We start from the raw sequence: 20,541 nt of genomic DNA on the forward strand, positions 1-20,541 counted from the left end.
GCTGGGAGTCTCAAGATGAGTGCCGACGAAAAAAGAATTCGCGACTTTGCTTACCAAATCTGGGAATCGGAGGGCAAACCCTCCGGTCACGACGAGCGTCACTGGGAAATGGCGCGCAAGCTGGCCGAAGCCGAAGCGCTGGCGCCGAACAAGTCCAGCGTACGCAAATCGACCAAGCCCAAGCTGCCTGAGGTAGACAGCGCCAAGGCCCCGGCTAAAGGCGCAGCCAAGCCCGCAGCGAAATCGGCGCCTGCGTCAAAGCCTGCCGGTGAAGCCAAGCCCAAGCCTGCTCCCAAGGCGGCCGCCAAACCTGCACCCAAGGCCAAGCCCGCTGCAGCCGCTGCAACCGACGCCCCTGCCAAAGAGGCTCCTGCCAAGCCTGCTCCGAAGAAGCCGCGCAAGCCGTCGAATTCTTGAAACTCTTCTGGCCGCGCACCGGTCAGTTATTGCAGGTCTCGCTCTGACCAGAGATGAGGCCTGCTACACCCCCTTAGATTATCGTCAGTATCGGAGCCTGCGGCTTCGATAGCGGTCTTGGCCGCTCAGAAAATCATTCGACGTCAGGAAGTCATCATGAATACGAAGTCCACTACACCGGCAGAAGATAATTCGGCCCCGCTAGACAACCCTGGCAGTACCCCGTCTCGCATTCGTGAAGGACTTCCCTTTCCTCTCGGTGCAAGCTGGGATGGCCTGGGCGTCAACTTCGCCCTGTTCTCGGCCAACGCCACCAAGGTAGAACTGTGCCTGTTCGACTCCACCGGCGAAATCGAACTGGAACGCATCGAACTTCCGGAATACACCGACGAGATTTACCACGGCTACCTGCCGGACGCGCACCCGGGCCTGATCTACGGTTACCGCGTGTACGGTCCGTACGATCCGAAGAATGGTCATCGTTTCAACCATAACAAGCTGCTGATCGACCCGTACGCCAAACAACTGGTCGGCGAACTGAAGTGGTCGGAAGCGCTGTTCGGTTACACCATCGGCCATCCTGACGGCGACCTGAGCTTCGACGAACGCGACAGCGCCCCTTTCGTACCGAAAAGCAAAGTGATCGACGAGGCCTACACCTGGGGCCGTGATCAGCGCGTTGGTACGCCTTGGGACAAGACGATTTTCTACGAAACCCACGTACGCGGCATCACCATGCGTCACCCTGAGGTGGCCGAAGAGCTGCGCGGCACGTTTGCCGGTCTGGGATCAGCGCCGGTCGTCGAGCACATTCGCAAGCTGGGTGTGACCTCCGTCGAGCTGCTGCCGATCCATGCCTTCGTCAACGATCAGCATTTGCTGCAGAAAGGCATGACCAACTACTGGGGATACAACAGCATCGCGTTTTTCGCCCCGGACCCGCGTTATCTGGCGAGCGGCAAGATTGCCGAGTTCAAGGAGATGGTTGCGCACCTGCATCACGCGGGCCTCGAGGTCATCCTCGATGTGGTCTACAACCACACCGCAGAAGGCAACGAGATGGGTCCTACCCTGTCGATGCGCGGTATCGACAACGCCTCGTACTACCGGCTGATGCCTGACGACAAGCGCTATTACATCAACGACTCGGGCACCGGCAACACCCTCGACCTGAGCCACCCTTGCGTATTGCAAATGGTCACCGACTCCCTGCGTTACTGGGCTTCGGAAATGCACGTCGACGGTTTCCGCTTCGACCTGGCGACCATTCTGGGCCGCTACCACGACGGTTTCGACGAGCGCCACAGCTTCCTGGTCGCCTGTCGTCAGGACCCGGTGCTGCGTCAGGTCAAACTGGTCGCCGAGCCTTGGGATTGCGGTCCGGGCGGTTACCAGGTGGGCGGTTTCCCGCCAGGCTGGATGGAATGGAACGACAAGTTCCGCGACACCGTTCGTGCCTTCTGGAAAGGTGACGAAGGCCAACTGGCAGATTTCGCTGCGCGCATGACCGCCTCCGGCAACATGTTCAATCAGCGTGGCCGTCGTCCGCAGGCGTCCGTGAACTTCATCACCGCGCACGATGGTTTCACGCTGCATGACCTGGTGTCATACAACGACAAGCACAACGAAGCCAACGACGAAAACAACCAGGACGGCAGCAACAACAACCTGTCCTGGAACCATGGCGTCGAAGGTCCGACCGAAGATGCGGAAATCAACAGCCTGCGTCTGCGTCAGATGCGCAACTTCTTCGCCACCCTGCTGCTGGCACAAGGCACGCCGATGATCGTTGCGGGCGATGAATTCGCGCGTACCCAGCACGGCAACAACAATGCCTACTGCCAGGACAGCGAGATTGGCTGGATCAACTGGGATCTGGACGAAGATGGCGAAGCGCTGCTCAAGTTCGTCACCCGCGTGATCAAGCTGCGTCAGACCTACCCGATCCTGCGTCGCAGCCGCTTTCTGGTAGGCGACTACAACGAGGAAATCGGCGTCAAGGATGTGACTTGGCTCGCTCCGGATGGCAACGAGATGAGCGTCGAGCAGTGGCACGATGCCAATGGCCGGTGCCTGGGCATGCTGATGGATGGTCGTGCACAGGAAACCGGTATCCGTCGCGCGGGTGCCGACGCGACGCTGTTGCTGGTGGTCAACGCGCATCATGACGGTGTCAACTTCACCCTGCCGGAAGTGCCTGAAGGTACCCATTACGAGTGCCTGATCGACACCAATCAGGATGATGCACGCAATAAGGAGCACTTTGCGTTCGGTTCGGAATACACCGTGACGCCGCGTTCGCTGTTGCTGTTCGAACTGAAGCGTGAAGACCAGCAATGATCGATGCCTTGAGTGAGTTTCTCGACTGGCGCAAGCACGGTTATGCCGATACGCGTGCGCTGGGCGAGTGCTTGCAGGCATTGGTCAACGAAGGTCTGGATCAGCTTCCCCTGCCTGCCCGCGGTCAGACACTTGAGCGCTGGCGGGCGCTGGCCTGCGTTGCAGGCCACGACCTGGGGTTGTGCAAGTTGTACGAGGGGCACACGGACGCCTTGGCGATCATGGCGGAACTGGGTGCCCCGCCCCCCGAACAATTCAGCACCTGGGGCATGTGGGCGGCAGAGCCGCCACAGGCACGGGTGAATATCAGCGGCGCTGGCGATGCACTTCGCCTGCACGGCCGCAAGGCATGGTGCTCGGGCGCTTCGGCGTTGAGCCATGCATTGATAACGGCATGGGACGCCGAGCATCGGCAGCAACTGATTGCAGTGCGCCTTGACCAGCCCGGCGTACACATGACCGGCGACGGCTGGCGCGCAGTGGGCATGGGTGCTACCGGCAGCATCGATGTGGTTTTCGACAATGCCGTCGGTCAAGCGATCGGTGCGCCGGGTGGCTATCTCGACAGAGCTGGCTTCTGGCAGGGCGGCATCGGCATTGCGGCCTGCTGGTACGGCGCATCCCGCGCCATCGCGCAGCGCCTGCTGGCCCATGTCGGCAAGCGCGAGGAGCCGCACGCCCTCGCGCACCTTGGCGCTGCGGACGTGGCGCTGCATGCCGCAATCGAGGTGCTGCGCGCAGCTGCCGCGCACCTGGATCAAGCGCCGGCCGACGATGCAGAGATGCTTGCCAGACGTTGCCGCGCCTATGTCGAACAAGCTGCCGATCTGGTCATCCAGCATGTGGGCCGGGCCGTCGGCGCCGGGCCTTATTGCAAAGATCCGCACTTTGCCCGGTTGATCACCGACCTGCCGGTTTTCCTGCGTCAGAGCCACGCCGAACAGGACCTGGCAGCATTGGGCCAATCAGTCGGCAAGGCGTTGCCCGCTGCACGGACGTGGTCACTATGAGAGCGTATAGAGCATGAGCGAAGGGTTCGTAGTGAGTGATGACGAGTCCGGCCAGGGGACATCCCTTGCTGCCTGGAATGCTTCGGTCAGGCTGAACGGCTTGCCAGCGATCACTGCCGACTTGCTGGTGCCGACCAATTGCCGAGCCGTGATCATCGCCCCGCATCCGGATGATGAAGTACTGGCCTGTGGCGGACTGATGAGCCAACTGGCACAACTGGAGCGCAGCCTGTTACTGATCTCGGTCACCGATGGTACAGCCAGCCATCCAGGCTCCACCCTGTGGCCTGTCGATCGTCTGTCCAGAGCCCGGCCCGAGGAAAGTGCCGAAGCCTTGGATCGTCTCGGTATACCTGCCGAGGGCCTCGAATGGTTGCGTTGCGGCTTTCAGGATGGCGCCGTGGCCGAGTCGGAGGAACGGCTGGTGGCCTTTCTCGAACAGCATCTGGGCCCTGCGGACGTGGTGTTCGCCACCTGGGCAGAAGATGGCCACAGCGACCATGAAGCGGTCGGCAGAGCCAGTGCAAAAGCCTGCGCGACGACCGGAGCACAGTTTTACGAAGTACCGGTCTGGGCCTGGCACTGGGCCGACCCCGAAGATGAACGTCTGCCATGGGACAGAGCGCGCAAGCTGCTGCTCGATCCGGTGACCCTGGCCCACAAACGCAACGCCGCCCAAGCGTTCACCAGCCAGCTGCAGGGTGATCCGGCAATCGGTCTTTCGCCGGTTTTGCCGGCTGCAGTGTTGGAAAGACTGCTGCGCCCCTTTGAAGTGGTGTTCACATGAGCGTCGAGGACAGTTATTTCAATGAGCTGTTTCTCAACAACGATGACCCGTGGGCATTCAAGCAACGCTGGTACGAACGGCGCAAGCGCGCACTGACCCTGGCCGCCCTGCCCCGCGAGCGCTACCGTTCGATATTCGAACCCGGCTGCGCCAATGGCGAACTCAGTGCCGATCTTGCCGGGCGCTGCGACGCGCTGGTGTGCTGCGACACCTCTAACCTGGCTGTGGACCTGGCACGCAAGCGTCTGGCCGACTTGCCCCATGCCAGAGTGTTACAGGCGCGTTTGCCACAGCAATGGCCGCAAGGCGAATTCGACCTGATCGTCTTCAGCGAGATGGGTTATTACCTGGACGCCGACGACCTGCACGGCCTGATCGACCGCGCACTGGCGGCCCTGTCACCGGACGGCCAGTTGCTCGCCTGTCATTGGCGGCCCGATATCGAAGGCTGCCCGCTGAACGCCCAGGCGGTCCACGACATCCTTGCTGCACGATTGTCCATGCACCGACTTTTCAGTCATCACGAACAGGATTTCCTGCTGGACCTGTGGAGTCGTGATGGAACCTCCGTAGCAGAACAGGAATTCTCCGATGATCGGCATTCTGATCCCGGTGCACAATGAAGAGCAGTTACTCGACTTGTGTCTCGAAACGATAAAGCAGGCGGCTGCCCACCCCGACCTCAAGGGCGAATGCGTGGAAGTGCTGGTGGTGCTCGACAGCTGCACTGACCGCTCGGCGGAGATCGCACGAGCCCATGGTGTGATGATTCTTGAAGTCTCGGCGCGCAACGTGGGGCAGGCACGCGCACAGGGCGCGGCGTTTCTCCTCGACCGAGGCGCACGCTGGCTGGCGTGTACCGATGGCGACAGTACCGTGGCCAGTGACTGGCTTGCCGAACAGCTGGCGCTGGATGCCGACGCAGTGTGCGGAACGGTGACGCCCGGCGACTGGAGCAAGGACATCTCGGCTGCTGCGCAGGCTGCTTATCTGCAGCATTACCAGCACCGTGACGGTCACCGACACATTCATGGTGCCAATCTGGGTGTCAGCTCGATTGCCTATATCAGCGCCGGTGGATTTCCGGCCCTGACCTGCCATGAAGACGTGCATCTGGTCCGGCAACTGGAATTGATCGGAGCACGGATCGCCTGGAGCTGCCGCCCCAGGGTCACCACCAGCACCCGCCTCGACTCGAAAGCCAGGGGCGGGTTCGGTGATTTTCTGAGTTCGCTGAACGCCTGAAGGGCGTGCTTACTGGTGATGCGCTGTCTGCATGCCTGAACGGTCATCGTCGGCCGAATTGAGCGCGGCGCTGAAGAAACGCACCGCTTCGGCACTCAGGTTACGATGGATATCCTCGCGGTCCACGCCATCAGGGTCATTGCACAGCAACGGAGCAGTCGCGCGTTGCTCGTCACTGCACGGTGCCATGAAGACAAAATGCCCTGCCCCGGCCAGCAACTTGTAGTCGGGCGGCTGCGGCAGCTTGCGCGCCAGTGCTTCTGCGTTTCGGTCGATCGCCAGCAACTGATCGTCATCCCCCGCGTACATCAGCACCGGCACGTGCACATCACCCAGCGTGTGGCGGCCGAACATCAGGCTCAGCGGGGCCATTAACATCAGCGCGCCAACCCGTGGATCAGCCTGAGCGTGAAGGTCATCACGGTCTGCGACAAGCTCGCCCTGCGTCTTGCACGCATCGCGGTCTGTCGGGCGCTCGGCGCAGTACTGACGCAGACGCTGCAGATCAGGTTGCGCGCCAGCAAGAATCAGCGCGGTTTCGCCACCGGCCGAATAACCGATCACGCCCACTTGCCGGGCATTGAGATAGGGGGCCAGCAAGGGGTCAAGCAAGGCCGTGCTGATCGCTTCGGAAATCTGCAGCGGGCGGCCGTACAGGTTGCTCAGGCTGCCAAGACGGCTGTGATCGCGATCATTGTCGCCAGGATGAACCACGGCAACCACCACAAACCCCTGGCGCGCCAGCGAAGTGGCCAGGTCATGCAGCGCAAGCGGAGTGCCTGTGTTGCCGTGTGACAGCAACAACAGGGGGAAGCGGCCCATTGCGATAGGCGCCTCTTCACCGGCTTCGACACGATAGCCGTGAAGGGTACTCACTTGCTCGGCGGCGGTGGACGGGTAAAACGCGATGGCCTGCACCGGCTGGGAATCCAGCGGATCAGGGAAACTCAACTGGTGGTAGCCCGCGCTCCAGGCTTCATCCGCCTGAGCGTGCACCGAAACAAGGCTATCGAGCAGGAAAACCAGCATCACTGCACAAAGACGTACCATGGCAAGGCCCAACCTTTGCAAATCCGGAACTTCGCCCGGACAATCCATCAAGCGCTTGTGTCGAGCATCATGCTCCAGCGCGCCGTTCCCACCCAGATATGAGTGTTGAAAACAGAAATAGTGCACAAGCCGGGCCATAAACTGCCCGTTGTTTTTTCTCGAGGGCGAATACTCCCGCCAGCCTGACAAGGCGATGCTCGAAAACCCTAGGCTCTGTACGTAAAGTGGCTGCGCTCGGTGATGCTGCGTTAAAAACAGGCTCGGATGCGAGTCCAATCTGAATGCTCATTTACAACACGTAGGGTTGAACGCGACCCCGGCCGTTCCTCGCCTGTTTTTGCCTTGCCTGACCTTCGCTCGCCGACTTTTCGTACAAACCCAGTCTAGTCCCGTAAGAACCCCGTTACCTGTAAGAAAGCTGTCAAGGTTGTATCCCGTTAACGCGCCGTTCAGCGCAGCCCATCGCCATGCATCAGAAACAAAAAAACTCCACAACCCGCCAGGAAAACCCCGCGCAGGTTGTAGAGTTTCGTGAAGACGGCTTTTGATCAGGCCGCGAACAGCTCGTTCTGAATGTAGTGCTGGGCAGCACTCATGGCGCTGGCACGCGGCTCTTCGCCATACGCCAGGCCGTGGGCGCGGACGAATTGCAGGTCGGTGATGCCGATGAAGGCGAACAGCGTCTTGAGCAGCTCTTCGTGACCGGTGCCAGTGGGTTGTCCGGCGTGCAGACCGCCCGAGGTGGAAACGATAATGACTTTCTTGCCGCCACACAGGCCTTCAGGGCCGGCTTCGGAATAACGGAACGTGCGACCCGCGATCAGAATCCGGTCAAACCAGGCTTTCAGCTGGGTCGGAATGGTGAAGTTGTACATGGGTGCGCCGATGACCAGCACGTCCGAATCGAGAAACTGCTGCAAAGTGGCTTCGTTGCCTGCCACTTCCTGCTGCTGGGCGGCGTCACGGACTTCTACCGGCGTGCCCGCCGCAGCGAGGCTGGCAGCAGAGAAATGCCCAAGCGCGTCACTGGCAAGATCGCGATAGGTGACCTGGCTGTCGGCGTGCGCATTCAGGTAGGCCTGGACAACCTCATGGGTCAGCTGACGCGAAGCGGAGTGATCGCCGAGGATGCTGGAGTCGAGGTGCAATAGTTTCATAACGTAGCTCCCTTAAGAAAATCGCCACTGAGCGATGAAGTGGCGAGCATCCTATCCTTGATCGCAATAGATGATTAGTGGTCTTGAATGCGACTGTTCGTTCTATTAAGAGAACAATAGAGTGAGTCCGGACTGAGGCTCAGTTCTTTGAACGAGGTCTCGAACGCATCCAGCAGGCCCCTGACGGCGGGAAGCAGGCCACGGCGCGAGGCGAACACAGCATGCACGATGCCGCACTTGGGTCGATGCTCGCTGAACAGCTCTACCAGGCGTCCGTCCTGCAAGGCTTCCCTGACAATCAGCTCGGGAAGCTGTGCCACGCCGACTCCCTGCAAGGCGGCCTGCAGCATCATGTCCAGGTCCGAGCTGATGAGCCGCGGCGTGTGGCGTATTTCGGCATAGTGGCCGGGCTGCGTCTCCAGCAACCAGCGATGCTCGTGATTCGAAGAGGGCATATCGAGGCTGGGCAGTGTCGACAGCGCCTCTAGAGAAGGCGTTGCCGACAGCCTGGCCGCCAGGTCCGCGCGTGCCACCAGACGCTGAGCGCTGTGCCCGAGCTTCTTGACCACCAGGCCGTCGTCCTCCAGTGGTGGAAAACGCACACGCAGCGCAATGTCGATGTTCTCGGTCAGCGGGTCGACGCGTCGGTTGGTACTTTCGACCTGGATCTGAACCTTGGGGTGCTCGGCCGCGAAGCGGGCGATGGTCTCGTTGAAGCCCATCGCTGCCAACGCCGGAGGACAACTGATCACCACCCTGCCCTGCGGTTCGGATTTGGAACGCAGGATGGCCTCTTCGGCAGCCTCGGCCTCGACCAGCATGGCCACGCAATGCGCGTAATAGTCACGCCCGCTTTCGGTCACCGCGAAGGTGCGGGTCGAGCGGTGAATCAGCCGAACACCCAGGCGCTCCTCAAGCCCGGCAATGCGCCGGCTGAGTTTGGACTTGGGGATCCCCAGCTTGCGGCTTGCCGGCGCAAAGCCCAGGCACTCGACCACCTGGACGAAATAAAACAGATCGTTGAGATCAAACACCCGGCCACCTCGTTTTCAGAGCCGGGAGTATGCAACGCCGTGCCCCGTGTCTCAAGACCGGGACTTAGGACCGCGCCCGGCTATTCGGCAGTCAGAAATGCCAGTACCGGCACAGTGAATGCCTCACCCGCCTCGACACTGGACAGGTGGGCCGCGTGCAGCTCGATGGTCTGCGAGCCCTGAATCCGTTCGACCATGAAACGCCCGTCCGCCGGGGTCGTTACAGCATCCTCCGTGCCACAGACCACCAGCACCGGCAGCTCGATGGAAGCGATCTGTTCACGGAAATCCGCATCGCGCACGGCCGCGCAATTGGCCGCGTAACCCTGTGGCGAGGTGCGTGCCAGCATGCCGACAACCGTGTCGACCGCAGCAGGTTCGGCGACCGCGAAGGAAGGCGTGAACCAGCGCGCAATCGAGGCATCGCGCAACGCGATCATGGCTGACTGGCCGTCACGCAGAACGGTTTCGATGCGAGGGTTCCAGACATCGGGATTGCCGATTTTGGCGGCCGTATTGCACAGCACGACCTTGTGCAGGCGCTGCGGCGCATTGATTGCCAGCCATTGGCCGATCAGCCCGCCCATGGACAGGCCGCAGAAAAAAGCCTTGTCGATGTCCAGCGCGTCAAGCAGCGCCAACACATCGCGAGCGTTTTGCTCGATGCTGTAACTGCCCTCGCTGACCAGCGATTTGCCATGACCGCGGGTGTCGTAACGCAATACCTGAAAGTGACGGGTGAATGCAGACACCTGGTTATCCCACATGTGCAGATCAGTGCCCAGGGAATTGGACAAGACCAGCACCGGCGCGCCCGCCGGGCCTTCGAGCAGGTAGTTCAGTTGACCATCAGCAAGTTGCACGGCAGACATTCGAAACTCCGGATAAAGGCAAAGCTGCACACTAATGAGTGTCGCAGCAGCATACAATCCGCTGATCGAATATCCGTGCGGCTATCGAACAGCTTACCGTGCGCCGTCCGCCCCCAGGGAGCATCCATGCCAAAGAGCCCGCAAAAGACCCTGCACAAGGAAGACATCGCCAGATTCTGCCTCGACCTGCCGGGCGCGCGTGAAGACTACAAGTGGGGCGGCGTACGGGTTTTTTCCGTCGCCGAAAAGAAAATGTTCGCGGTCATTGACCTGGCCGGCGAGGACCTCGCGTTCAAGGTCCACCCAGAGTTGTTTCTGGGTTACGTGGATCGCCCCGGCATACGACCTGCGCCCTACCTGGCGCGTGCGCACTGGATCAGCGTGGCAGATCTGCAGACGCTGAGCGCCGATGAGTTGCGCGACCTGCTGACCCGCTCGCACCAGTTGGTGGTCGGCAGGCTGCCGAAACGGCAACAGATCGGCCTGACGCTATAACGGCAACAGCTGCACAAGCCGCTTGCCCAAAAACAGCCAGTCAATCCACAACGCCTGATGCACCAGCACGATCAGCCAGAATACGACCTGAAAAGACACCTTGCGGGTCTTGTGCCGGAACACCTGTTGCGCGAGCAGCGCGCCGGGCCAGCCGCCGAGCAGCTCGACACCATGCAGGACGTTCTCCGGGGTGCGCTGGCCAGCACTGCCGGCCTGTCGCTTGTCATGCCGGTAAAGCACGAACGCCAGCAGGCTCATGACGATCAGGACCAGCGCCGGGATCGGCGTGACCTGCCTCAGCCATAGCGATGCCGAGCCGTAGACTGGCAACGCACACAGCAGCAACAGCACCAGAATCTTCAAGCGCAATTGCCGGACCGGCGGCCTGCCAAGGCTGGCTGGCCGTGACGACCCGCGGCTCGCCGTCATGCCTTGGCCGATGCCCAGTCGATCCAGCCAAACTGCCAGGTCGCCAGGATCAGCAGGCCGAAGGCGATGCGATACCAGGCGAACACCGCATAACTGTGAGTGGCGATGAACTTGAGCAAACCGCGCACTGCAATCATCGCGAAGATGAACGAGGTGATGAAGCCGATGGCAAACACCGCGAAGTCGTCAGGGCGAAACATGTCACGGTACTTGTAGCCCGAATACACTGCGGCACCGACCATCGTCGGCATGGCCAGGAAGAACGAGAATTCGGTCGCCGCCTTGCGGGACAGGCCGAACAGCAGGCCACCAATGATCGTCGAACCCGAACGCGAGGTGCCGGGAATCATCGCCAGGCACTGTACCAAGCCTACCTTGAGCGCATCGCTCCAGCTCATGTCATCGACGGTTTCGGTGCGCACGGTGTGTTCGCGGCGCTCGGCCCAAAGCATGATCACCCCGCCAACGACCAGTGCCGTGGCCACGGTAATGGCATTGAACAGGTAGTGGTGGATGGTATCGGCGAAAATCACGCCCAGCACCACGGCCGGCATGAAGGCGATCAGCAGGTTGAGGGTGAAACGCTGCGCCTGTTGCTGTTTCGGCAACCCCACGACCACGTCGAGGATCTTGCGCCGAAACTCCCAGACCACCGCCAGAATCGCCCCCAACTGAATGATGATGTTGAAGGCCATGGCACGTTCGCCGCCAAAATCGATCAGGTCGGCGACGATGATCTGGTGCCCGGTACTGGAGATCGGCAGGAACTCCGTCAGCCCTTCTACAACACCCAATATCAACGCCTGAGCAGCGGTCCAAAGATCCATCATTCCCCCATGAAGCGATGCCGCAGGCTCGCTGTTTAATGTTGTCGTGTAAAAAATGCTTGCCACTATGCCGCCACATGCCTGAACGAAGCTTGAAGAAACTCGCGCAAATGCAAGGCGCGGAATGCTAGCAGACCTGCACGCACAAAGCCTGCTGACGTAAGGTCTGGCGCAACACAAGCTGCACGCAGCGCGCAGAAGCGCATACAATCGCCGGCCCCGCCCCTCACTACCCTCACCAAGGAGCCGCCATGTCCGGGCTTGAACTCTTCGCTGCCGCCATCGGCGTTATCGCGGTCTGGCTGACAGTGAAGCAGAATCCCTGGTGCTGGCCAATCGGCCTGGTCATGGTGGTGATCTACATCTGGATATTCTTCGACGTAAAGCTGTATTCGGACATGCTCCTGCAGGTCATCTACGCAGGCCTGCAGGTCTATGGCTGGCTGCAATGGACGCGGCACGGTGACGGCCTGCCGGTCAAAGCCGTGACCACCTTGCAGAACCGTTCGGTGCTCAAGGGGCTGGCGGTCGGCGCACTTGTCAGCGTCGCACTGGGGGCAGGCATGGCGCATTTCACCGATGCGGCACAGCCCTGGCTGGACGCCGCGCTGACCGGGTTCAGTCTGGTGGCGCAGGTCTGGATGGCGCAAAAACGCGTTCAGTGCTGGCCGCTGTGGATCCTGCTCGATGTGATTTTCGTCGGCTTGTTCATCTACAAAGAGTTGTACCTGACGGCTGCGCTGTATGGCTTGTTCACCCTGCTGGCGGTACAGGGCTGGCGCGAGTGGCGCAACGATCTGGCGCTGGCGCGATGAAAGTTCTGGTTCTCACCGGCCCCGAGTCGAGCGGCAAGAGCTGGCTGTCGGCGGAAATACAACACAGGTTCGGCGGCCTGCTGGTCGGCGAATATGTCCGGCAGTTCATCGATCAGCAGGGCCGCGATACCGTTTACGCCGATATTCCGGCCATCGCCCAGGGCCAACTGGCCTGGGAGGACGCCGCGCGCGGCGCCGAGCCAGACTTGCTGATACTCGACACGCACCTGTTGAGCAACATGCTCTGGAGCCGCACGCTGTTCGGCGACTGCCCTGCGTGGATCGAACAGCAACTGCTGAGGCGTACCTATGACCTGCATCTGCTGCTGTCGCCTGAAGGCGTTGACTGGATCAGCGACGGCCAGCGCTGCCAGCCGCAATTGGGTGAACGCCAGGCCTTTTTCGACGCCAGCCGGGAATGGCTGGAACACCACCGGCAGGCTTACCGGGTAGTGGGCGGTAACTGGGAGCAGCGCCGCGTACAGGCGCTGACCGCTGTCTCGCAGTTGCTGGGCGATTCAGCGGATCTGGTGCTTGTGTAACAGCCGGTAAAACGTCGGCCGCGAAATACCCAGCACTCTGGCCGCCACACTCAAATTGTCACTGTGGCGCGTCAACACGTCACACAACGCCTGACGCTCGGCCCGCGACTTATAATCCTCCAGCGTCCCCATGCTGCCAACACTGTCCTCCTCACCCAGCAGGCCGAGATTTGCCGCTTCTATCTGCCTGCCTTCGGCCAGCACCAGCCCGCGCCGAACGCGACCGGCCAGCTCGCGCACATTGCCCGGCCAATCGTGCTTGCCCAGCGCAACCAAAGCATCCTGACTGAAACTGCGCGCCCGCCTGCCGGTTTCCTGACTGTACAAATGGGCGAAATGGTTGGCCAGCAACGCCAGATCGCCATGACGCTCGCGCAATGGCGCCACCCCGACCTGCAGCACATTGAGCTGGTAATACAGGTCCTCGCGAAAGCGCTTTTTGCGCACCGCCGTTTCAAGATCCTCGCGGGTCGCGGCCAGCACCCGCACATCCACTGCAATCGGTTCGCTACCGTCCACGCGCTCGATCTGCCGGTCTTCGAGAAAGCGCAGCAGGCTCGCCTGGGTATCCAGCGGCAGCTCACCGACCTCGTCGAGCAACAGCGTGCCGCCGTCTGCGGCTTCAAGCAACCCGACCCTACGTTCCTGAGCATCGTCAAACCCGCCGTCCTCATGACCGAACAGCACGGCGTGGATCGACTGCCCGTCAGACGCTGCGCAATCGACCACGATAAAGGGTTTGTCGCGTCGCAAGGACTGAACATGCAGGCTGCGCGCGATCAGTTCCTTGCCCGTGCCCCGTTCGCCCCTGATCAATACCGGCGAATCGGTGGGCGCCAGTTTGCTCAGCAGCCTGCGCAATTCACGGACAGGCCGACTGTCGCCGAGCCACTCGGGTTCCACGCTGAATTGCAAAGGCGAGCCCTGCAATTGCGGCCGCCCGGCCGTAAACGCTCTGTCTAGCGAGGCATGCAGCCGATCCGCGTCGAAAGGCAGCGTATGAAAGTCGAAAAACCAGCGGCAGACGAAATCACCGATTTTCTCGCGGCGCAAATCACTGACTGCCAGCACTGCAATCCAGCGCACCGGGCTGTTAATGAACAGCGCCTCGAGCCTGGGCAAGTGTTCAAAATGATCGGGGGTCAGGTGAATCAGGCCTACATCACAATCAGCAATGATTGCCGAACCCGATGGGCTTTCCTGCACCGTCCATCCGGCCTCGACCAGAACGGGGATCAATGGATGACAGTCGTCACCGCCGTCGAGCATTAACAGACGTCGTGTTGGGGCCGATCCATGCATGAGGTTTCCTTGGCGCCCGGCGTATGGAAGATTTGAAAAGCTTTTTATAAACAGTCTGTTGGCGAGCCCACTCATCACCCTAGCAAATATTTGACGCAGCGTTGTACCGTTTGGGTCTAACGCTCATAACCTGCTGTCATTAGTGCGCTACCTGCCCGGTTCTTGCGGCAACAGGCAGCCTTCCACGCGCCCCATCAAAAATAATTCGCAAATATTTTCAATGAACGGTGTGACTCATGCCCCCTTGTCGTTCATCAACACAAGTAACCAGCCGGACGGTCAGCCCGCCGCCGAGACTGAATTGATATGGGCACTTGAGGAAACGACCATGAACGCCCCACTGCGCTTCAACGATGCACTTCTGATCGCTGGACACGCTTTTGAACCCTTCCAGTGTGTTGCCTGGGCACCACAGGACGGTAACGGCGAACTGAGCCTGACGGTGATCGACCGCACCAGCAACCGTATCGGTCGCAAGCAGATCCCGAGCAGCACCTATTCCGACAAGCGCCAACTGGCCAGCGCGCTGGAACAGGCCCGTGCAGAAATCAGCAACGAAGGCTACGACCTTGAGCCGTGGACCATGCCGGCTTGATGGCTGACTGAGCGGGCTCCCCGCTTGGCGTAATGGAAAACCCCGTGGGATCGCCGCCCTTGCCGCGCCCACAGAGGTGTGTTTTCAGTGCCATGCTCTGCGCGCGCCACCCCCGCAGAGCATCGGCAAGAGAGCCTGGCCTGAGGGGTTCCCCACCCTCAGACCCGCTTCAACTCATCGATGTGCCGGTACTCAGCCCCCAGACTCGATGCCAGTTCCCGCGCCCTTCCCAGGCGGATCGGGCCTTTCTCGATATCGATCAGCAAGCTGGCGCAGTCGAACGCAGGGAGTGCCGGTAACGACTTGATCCGGCCATCGGTCAGCACCAGAACCCGCTGCTGTTCGGCCGGATAGCGTTTTTGCCGTTGCCCCAGCCATTCAGCTGCCTGTCGCAGCGCTTCCGGCAACGGCGTACCACCGCCAGCCCCCAGTGCATCCAGCCAGGGTGTCAACGCCGATGAGGCCTTCAGCCCCTGATGTTGCCAGCGTGGCGCAGTGCCGCTGGCGGTCAGTAAGGCCAGCCGCGCGCGGCGTCGATAGGCATCGTCGAACATCTGCGACAGCAGGCCCTTGGCCTGACTCAACGCCTGATGGCGGCGGGTAGACGCCGAAGCATCGACAATCACCAGCAATAACTCGCTGGGCCGGCTGCTGCGCGGCTGGCGAACCAAATCCTTGTGGCTCTTCGGCTGACCGCGCAGAAAGGTCGGTAGCCATTGCACCGGGCCATCAGCACCGACACGCACAGCGCCCTGCCTGCCGCAGGCCAGTCGACCGGGACGGGGAATGGCATCCGCCCCCTGTATGGCGCGGGGACGGATGCCTAGGGCTTTTTTGGCCAGCTCGGCACTTCGCGGCGTGAGCCGGTCGTGACGGCCTGGGCGGGCAACTCACCCCAGCTGCCCTGCCCGCCGTCAGGCTCGGCCTGTTTGCTGGACGAGCCCGGAGGCGGTGGCGGCGCCTCGGAATTCTGCGGTGGCGGTGAGGGCTCGCGACGCCGGTGACGCAAGGCAAATTCGGCAACCGCTTCGATGTCCTGCTCTTCAATGTGCCCGGCACCCCGCCACGCCGCATGAGCACGCGCAGCCCGCAGCCAGACCAGATCGGCACGCATGCCGTCGACACCTGCGGCAAAGCAACGCTCGGTGATCATTGCCAGCGACTGGTCATCCAGTTCGATGCTCGACAATAGCTGACGGGCCTGTTCACAGCGCAGCTTCAAGGCATCCTGCTGCGCTTGCCACTGCTGGCAGAAGCCCTGCGGATCGGTGTCGAAATCCAGACGGCGACGGATGATCTGGCTGCGCTCGGCAGGCAGTGTATGACCGCTCAGCGCCACATTGAGGCCAAAGCGGTCCAGCAACTGCGGGCGCAATTCACCTTCTTCGGGGTTCATGGTACCGATCAGCACGAAACGCGCAGCATGACGATGGGAGATACCGTCGCGCTCGACCAGGTTGACGCCGCTGGCCGCGACGTCCAGCAGCAGGTCGACCAGATGGTCGGCAAGCAGGTTGACCTCATCGACATACAGCACGCCGCCGTCGGCCTTGGCCAGCACGCCCGGAGAGAAGCGCGCGCGACCCTCGCTCAGTGCGGCGTCAAGGTCCAGCGTGCCGACCAGACGCTCTTCGGTAGCACCCAGCGGCAAGGTGACGAACTGACCGCTGGCCAGCACATCGGCCAGCCCGCGGGCCAGCGTCGATTTGGCCATGCCCCGCGGCCCTTCGATCAACACGCCGCCGATGCGCGGGTCGATGGCAGTCAGGCATAACGCCAGTTTCAGGTCATCAGCACCGACCACAGCGGCCAGCGGAAAATGCGGAGTTTCACTCATCGTTGAATCAGACACGGTCATCAGTTCTCTTCTATGTCCAGGAGCAGGTCTTCCAGCGCCTGCTGATACTCGCCAGGCTCCTGCCAGAGGCCGCGCTGCTGGGCTTCGAGCATGCGCTCGGTCATGTCGCGCAAGGCATCAGGATTGTGCTGAGCGATGAAATCGCGAGTCGCCGGGTCCAGCAGATAGGCGTCGGCGAGCAGCGCGTACTGGTGATCATCGATCAGCTCGGTGGTCGCATCGAACGCGAACAGGAAATCCACGGTCGCGGCCATCTCGAACGCCCCCTTGTAACCATGGCGCTTGGCCCCTTCGATCCATTTCGGATTCGCTGCGCGCGAACGTATCACCCGGTTCAGCTCTTCCTTGAGGGTACGGATTTTCGGCAGGTCGGGCTGGCTGTGATCGCCGTGGTAACTGGCGGTCTTCTGCCCGCTGAGGCTTTCCGAAGCGGCAAGCATGCCGCCCTGAAACTGGTAGTAGTCGTTTGAGTCGAGCAGATCGTGTTCGCGATTGTCCTGATTCTGCAGCACCGCCTGCACCTGAGAAAGCCGCTGGGCAAAGCGCTGGCGTGCGGGCGTACCTTCATCGGCAGCGCCATAGGCGTAACCGCCCCAGTTCAGGTAAACCTCGGCAAGGTCATCGCGGCTCTGCCACAGGCGGCCATCGATAGCACCCTGCACGCCAGCGCCATAGGCACCGGGTTTGGCACCAAATATCCGCCAGCCAGCCTGACGCGCCGCTTCGTCTTCATTCAGACCTTCTGCGATGAAGCCCTGCCGTTCTTCACGGACCCTGGCCGCCAGCGGGTTCAGGTCGTCGGGCTCGTCAAGCGCCGCGACGGCCTGCACCGCAGCGTCGAACAGCTTGATGAGGTTGGCGAACGCGTCACGGAAGAAGCCGGAGACCCGCAGTGTCACGTCCACTCGTGGGCGGTCGAGCAGGCTGATCGGCAGAATCTCGAAGTCATCGACCCGCTGACTGCCCGTCGCCCACACCGGACGCACGCCCATCAGCGCCATGGCCTGGGCGATGTCGTCACCGCCGGTACGCATGGTCGCCGTGCCCCACACCGAGAGGCCCAACTGGCGCAGGTGGTCACCATGGTCCTGGAGGTGTCGTTCCAGCAGCAGATTGGCGGACTGGAAGCCGATTCGCCAGGCCGTGGTGGTCGGCAGGTTGCGCACATCCACGGTAAAAAAGTTGCGGCCGGTGGGCAGCACATCCAGACGCCCCCGGCTCGGCGCGCCGCTGGGACCTGCCGGCACGAAACGACCACTCAGGGCATCAAGCATGCCCTGCATTTCGCCGGGGCCGCAGGCATCCAGACGCGGTGCGACGACGTCACGCAGGCTGTCGAGGATCTGGGCCAGATCATCGTGTGCAGGCAAGTCAGTCAACGCTTCGCCCTGGATGACGCGTTCGATAAGGATGGCGGCGTAAAGCTCCAGCCGCTCTCGAGCATCGCCGGCACTGCGCCAGGGATCGCTGCTCAGGGCCTGCAATGCAGCGGGACGCGGGCCGGTCCAGGGTTCGGCCAATTCGCAGTTCAGCGGGTCGAAGTCCAGCTCGAACGCCTTGCTCAACGCACGCAACAGACTGGACTGCGCGCCACGCCCGTCACCACGCGGAATACGCAGCAGGGCCAGCAAGGTATCGATGCGCAGACGACCTTGCGGCGATTGACCGAAGATATGCAGACCATCGCGAATCTGCGATTCCTTCAGGTCACACAGGTAAGTGTCCAGCCGTGGCAGCCAGAGCGCCGCGTCGGCATCGCTGTCGAGGTTCTCGCCAAGCGCCAGTTCGCGGTCGATATGGGTTTCACGGACCAGCTCGAGAATGTCACGCTGCAGCTCGCGCGCGCGGCGCGGATCGAGCAATTGCGCTTCGTAGAATTCGTCGGCGAGCAGTTCCAGATTGCGTAACGGGCCGTAGGTCTCCGCGCGGGTCAGCGGCGGCATCAAGTGATCGATGATGACCGCCTGAGTGCGCCGCTTGGCCTGTGCGCCCTCGCCCGGATCGTTGACGATGAACGGATAGATGTTCGGCATGGCGCCCAGCACCGCGTCCGGCCAGCAGGTTCGCGACAACCCCACACCCTTGCCGGGCAGCCATTCGAGGTTGCCGTGCTTGCCGACATGCACCACCGCATGCGCGCCGTAGGCCTTGCGTAGCCAGAAGTAGAACGCCAGATAGCCATGAGGTGGAACCAGATCCGGGTCGTGATACACCGCGCTCGGGTCGACCTGATAACCCCGTGCCGGTTGAATCCCGATGAAGGTGAGACCAAAGCGCAGCCCGGCGATCATCATCCGGCCGCTGCGAAACATCGGATCGGTGTCCGGCGTGCCCCAACGGGCGTTCACCGCGTCGCGATTTTCCTGCGGCAGTTCGTTGAACGCCGCCAGGTATTCCTCCAGCGCCATGCTCTGGTGACACGGGCGTTGGTCGATACTGTCCAGATCATTGGTCACGCCGCCGAGCAGTTGCTGGATCAGTTCAGTGCCAGTGTCCGGCAACGGCGCCAGCGGATAGCCCTCTGCCTGCATGGCGCGCAGGATATTCAGCGCCGCAGCAGGCGTATCGAGCCCCACACCATTGCCGATCCGCCCGTCGCGAGTCGGGTAGTTGGCGAGGATCAGCGCCACGCGCTTTTCGCCATTGGGCAGGCGCGCAAGCTCGATCCAGCGCCGCGCCAGTTGCGCGACGAAATCCATCCGGTCCGGCTGGGCGCGGTAGCAGACCACGTCCGACTGGCTGCGCTCACTGCGCCAGGCCAGGTCCTTGAAGCTGATCGGCCGGCTGATGATCCGTCCGTCCAGCTCCGGCAAGGCAATGTGCATCGCCAGATCACGAGCGCCAAGGCCCTGTTCGCTGGCCTGCCAGGCAGGCTCGTTGTCCTGCGCGCAGATGGCCTGAATGACCGGCACGTTGCGCCGAAACGGCCGCAGATGCGGCGCTTCCGGACTCGACTGGGCAAAACCGGTGGTATTGAGGATCAGCTCGGTTTCAGCCTCATCCAGCCAGTCCTCCACCTGAGTGAAACAGCCGGGCTCCTTGAGGCTGGCCACGGCTATGGGCAGCGGGTTGATGCCTTGCGCCTGCAAGCGCACACAGAACTCATCGATGAAACCGGTATTGGCGGCCTGCAGGTGCGAGCGATAGAACAGCAGCGCTACCACCGGCTGCTCGGCAAGCCAGTCTGCCTGCCAATCGGCAAGCTGCGCGCTTGCCAAACGCGGATGGTAGATCGCCATGCGCGGCAACGGCGCGGGCTCGACCCAGGAATAATCGCGGTCCAGCCAGCGACTGGCCATGCAGTTGTACAGTTGCAGCGCGTTTTGCAGGCCGCCCTGACGCAAAAACTGCCAGAGTCGGTCGCGCTCTACGGCAGGCACGGTGCTCAAATCACTCAGCTCTGGATCAGGGCGGTCATCACCCGGCACCAGAATGACCTGAACGCCGCGTGCCGCGAGCTCCATCAGCCGCTCGACGCCGTAGCGCCAGTAGCCAATACCGCCGTGCAGAGAAATCAGGATGACCTTTGCGTGACGCAGCACTTCATCGACGTACAGGTCGACAGAGGCGTGATTCTGGACCTGCATCGGGTTGGCCAGACGCAGGCTGGGGTAGTCTTCGGGGAGCTGCCGGGCAGCCTCGGCCAGCAGCGCCAGGCTGGAGTCGCCGCTGCAGAGAATCACCAGCTCGGCCGGGGTCTGACCCAGATCGGCAATATTGTCGTCAGGTACGAAACCGCCGGGCTGGGTTCTCAGTAAATGCATGG

General features: G+C 61.8%; 20 protein-coding genes. 10 read left to right on the forward strand and 10 right to left on the reverse strand.

What is annotated here, in order from left to right; all coding sequences use genetic code 11:
• Positions 1 to 15 precede the first annotated feature (15 nt).
• From LCH65_RS18500 to LCH65_RS18525, 6 genes are all read left to right on the forward strand, one after another.
• Positions 16 to 417, forward strand: a complete 402-nt coding sequence (locus tag LCH65_RS18500) for a DUF2934 domain-containing protein (RefSeq protein ID WP_058417352.1) — start codon at positions 16 to 18, stop codon at positions 415 to 417.
• A 156-nt stretch (positions 418 to 573) separates the two neighbouring features.
• The gene (gene glgX, locus LCH65_RS18505) at positions 574 to 2,757 is read left to right on the forward strand and encodes a glycogen debranching protein GlgX (protein WP_004413777.1); all 2,184 of its coding nucleotides are present in this window, start codon (positions 574 to 576) and stop codon (positions 2,755 to 2,757) included.
• Entirely contained in the window at positions 2,754 to 3,767 is a 1,014-nt protein-coding gene (locus tag LCH65_RS18510; RefSeq protein ID WP_054081015.1) for an acyl-CoA dehydrogenase family protein, read from the forward strand. The genes glgX and LCH65_RS18510 overlap by 4 nt, the downstream gene beginning before the upstream one ends.
• Before the next feature lie 13 nt (positions 3,768 to 3,780).
• Positions 3,781 to 4,554, forward strand: a complete 774-nt coding sequence (locus tag LCH65_RS18515; RefSeq protein ID WP_054081016.1) for a PIG-L family deacetylase — start codon at positions 3,781 to 3,783, stop codon at positions 4,552 to 4,554.
• The gene (locus tag LCH65_RS18520; protein WP_003364496.1) at positions 4,551 to 5,177 is read left to right on the forward strand and encodes an SAM-dependent methyltransferase; all 627 of its coding nucleotides are present in this window, start codon (positions 4,551 to 4,553) and stop codon (positions 5,175 to 5,177) included. The genes LCH65_RS18515 and LCH65_RS18520 overlap by 4 nt, the downstream gene beginning before the upstream one ends.
• On the forward strand, positions 5,146 to 5,799 hold the full coding sequence (locus LCH65_RS18525) for a glycosyltransferase (RefSeq protein WP_003364497.1): 654 nt from the start codon (positions 5,146 to 5,148) through the stop codon (positions 5,797 to 5,799). The genes LCH65_RS18520 and LCH65_RS18525 overlap by 32 nt, the downstream gene beginning before the upstream one ends.
• Before the next feature lie 9 nt (positions 5,800 to 5,808).
• Here LCH65_RS18525 and LCH65_RS18530 read toward each other — a convergent pair whose 3' ends face one another.
• The 4 genes from LCH65_RS18530 to pcaD all read right to left on the reverse strand — a co-directional run bounded on the left by LCH65_RS18530 (position 5,809) and on the right by pcaD (position 9,912).
• Positions 5,809 to 6,849, reverse strand: coding sequence for a hypothetical protein (locus tag LCH65_RS18530; RefSeq protein WP_004413784.1), 1,041 nt, complete (start codon positions 6,847 to 6,849; stop codon positions 5,809 to 5,811).
• Between the two features lie 548 nt (positions 6,850 to 7,397).
• Positions 7,398 to 8,006: an FMN-dependent NADH-azoreductase gene (locus LCH65_RS18535; protein ID WP_003364501.1), complete on the reverse strand. Its 609-nt coding sequence runs from the start codon at positions 8,004 to 8,006 to the stop codon at positions 7,398 to 7,400.
• Between the two features lie 74 nt (positions 8,007 to 8,080).
• The gene (locus tag LCH65_RS18540; RefSeq protein ID WP_003364502.1) at positions 8,081 to 9,040 is read right to left on the reverse strand and encodes a LysR family transcriptional regulator; all 960 of its coding nucleotides are present in this window, start codon (positions 9,038 to 9,040) and stop codon (positions 8,081 to 8,083) included.
• 80 nt (positions 9,041 to 9,120) lie between these two features.
• Positions 9,121 to 9,912 (reverse strand): 3-oxoadipate enol-lactonase, encoded by a 792-nt coding sequence (pcaD, locus tag LCH65_RS18545; protein ID WP_003364505.1) that lies wholly within the window; start codon positions 9,910 to 9,912, stop codon positions 9,121 to 9,123.
• A gap of 126 nt (positions 9,913 to 10,038) precedes the next feature.
• Here pcaD and LCH65_RS18550 point away from each other — a divergent pair, with 126 nt between their 5' ends.
• Positions 10,039 to 10,407, forward strand: a complete 369-nt coding sequence (locus tag LCH65_RS18550) for an MmcQ/YjbR family DNA-binding protein (protein WP_058417351.1) — start codon at positions 10,039 to 10,041, stop codon at positions 10,405 to 10,407.
• Here the strand turns inward: LCH65_RS18550 and LCH65_RS18555 are convergent.
• Both LCH65_RS18555 and LCH65_RS18560 read right to left on the reverse strand, forming a co-directional pair.
• Entirely contained in the window at positions 10,402 to 10,836 is a 435-nt protein-coding gene (locus tag LCH65_RS18555) for a DUF1294 domain-containing protein (RefSeq protein ID WP_032609763.1), read from the reverse strand. The genes LCH65_RS18550 and LCH65_RS18555 overlap by 6 nt on opposite strands.
• A complete protein-coding gene (locus LCH65_RS18560) occupies positions 10,833 to 11,663 on the reverse strand; it encodes an undecaprenyl-diphosphate phosphatase (RefSeq protein ID WP_004413791.1) in 831 nt (276 codons plus the stop codon). Before LCH65_RS18560 ends, LCH65_RS18555 begins: the two co-directional genes overlap by 4 nt.
• A gap of 251 nt (positions 11,664 to 11,914) precedes the next feature.
• Between LCH65_RS18560 and pnuC the strand changes: the two genes are divergently transcribed.
• Together pnuC and LCH65_RS18570 are read left to right on the forward strand one after the other, a co-directional pair.
• Positions 11,915 to 12,478: a nicotinamide riboside transporter PnuC gene (gene pnuC / locus LCH65_RS18565; RefSeq protein ID WP_004413793.1), complete on the forward strand. Its 564-nt coding sequence runs from the start codon at positions 11,915 to 11,917 to the stop codon at positions 12,476 to 12,478.
• Positions 12,475 to 13,020: an AAA family ATPase gene (locus LCH65_RS18570; RefSeq protein WP_003364515.1), complete on the forward strand. Its 546-nt coding sequence runs from the start codon at positions 12,475 to 12,477 to the stop codon at positions 13,018 to 13,020. Before pnuC ends, LCH65_RS18570 begins: the two co-directional genes overlap by 4 nt.
• Here LCH65_RS18570 and LCH65_RS18575 read toward each other — a convergent pair.
• Positions 12,997 to 14,322 carry a sigma-54 dependent transcriptional regulator gene (locus LCH65_RS18575; RefSeq protein WP_004413796.1) on the reverse strand — a complete coding sequence of 442 codons (1,326 nt, stop codon included), beginning with the start codon at positions 14,320 to 14,322 and terminating at the stop codon, positions 12,997 to 12,999. The two genes, LCH65_RS18570 and LCH65_RS18575, sit on opposite strands and share 24 nt — an antisense overlap.
• Before the next feature lie 328 nt (positions 14,323 to 14,650).
• On the opposite strand from LCH65_RS18575, the gene LCH65_RS18580 reads away from it, so the two are divergent.
• Positions 14,651 to 14,917, forward strand: coding sequence for a hypothetical protein (locus LCH65_RS18580; RefSeq protein ID WP_003315350.1), 267 nt, complete (start codon positions 14,651 to 14,653; stop codon positions 14,915 to 14,917).
• Positions 14,918 to 15,075: 158 nt separating this feature from the next.
• Here the strand turns inward: LCH65_RS18580 and LCH65_RS18585 are convergent, their stop codons facing one another.
• The 3 genes from LCH65_RS18585 to cobN are packed head-to-tail and all read right to left on the reverse strand — an operon-like array spanning position 15,076 to position 20,539.
• Positions 15,076 to 15,687, reverse strand: a complete 612-nt coding sequence (locus LCH65_RS18585) for a VWA domain-containing protein (RefSeq protein WP_042930244.1) — start codon at positions 15,685 to 15,687, stop codon at positions 15,076 to 15,078.
• Between the two features lie 53 nt (positions 15,688 to 15,740).
• The gene (locus tag LCH65_RS18590) at positions 15,741 to 16,775 is read right to left on the reverse strand and encodes an AAA family ATPase (protein WP_003364520.1); all 1,035 of its coding nucleotides are present in this window, start codon (positions 16,773 to 16,775) and stop codon (positions 15,741 to 15,743) included.
• A complete protein-coding gene (gene cobN / locus LCH65_RS18595; RefSeq protein WP_004413802.1) occupies positions 16,775 to 20,539 on the reverse strand; it encodes a cobaltochelatase subunit CobN in 3,765 nt (1,254 codons plus the stop codon). The genes LCH65_RS18590 and cobN overlap by 1 nt, the downstream gene beginning before the upstream one ends.
• Positions 20,540 to 20,541: the final 2 nt, after the last annotated feature.

This window comes from Pseudomonas sp. MWU16-30316 (assembly GCF_020515645.1).
Classification (GTDB): Bacteria; Pseudomonadota; Gammaproteobacteria; order Pseudomonadales; family Pseudomonadaceae; genus Aquipseudomonas; species Aquipseudomonas cerasi.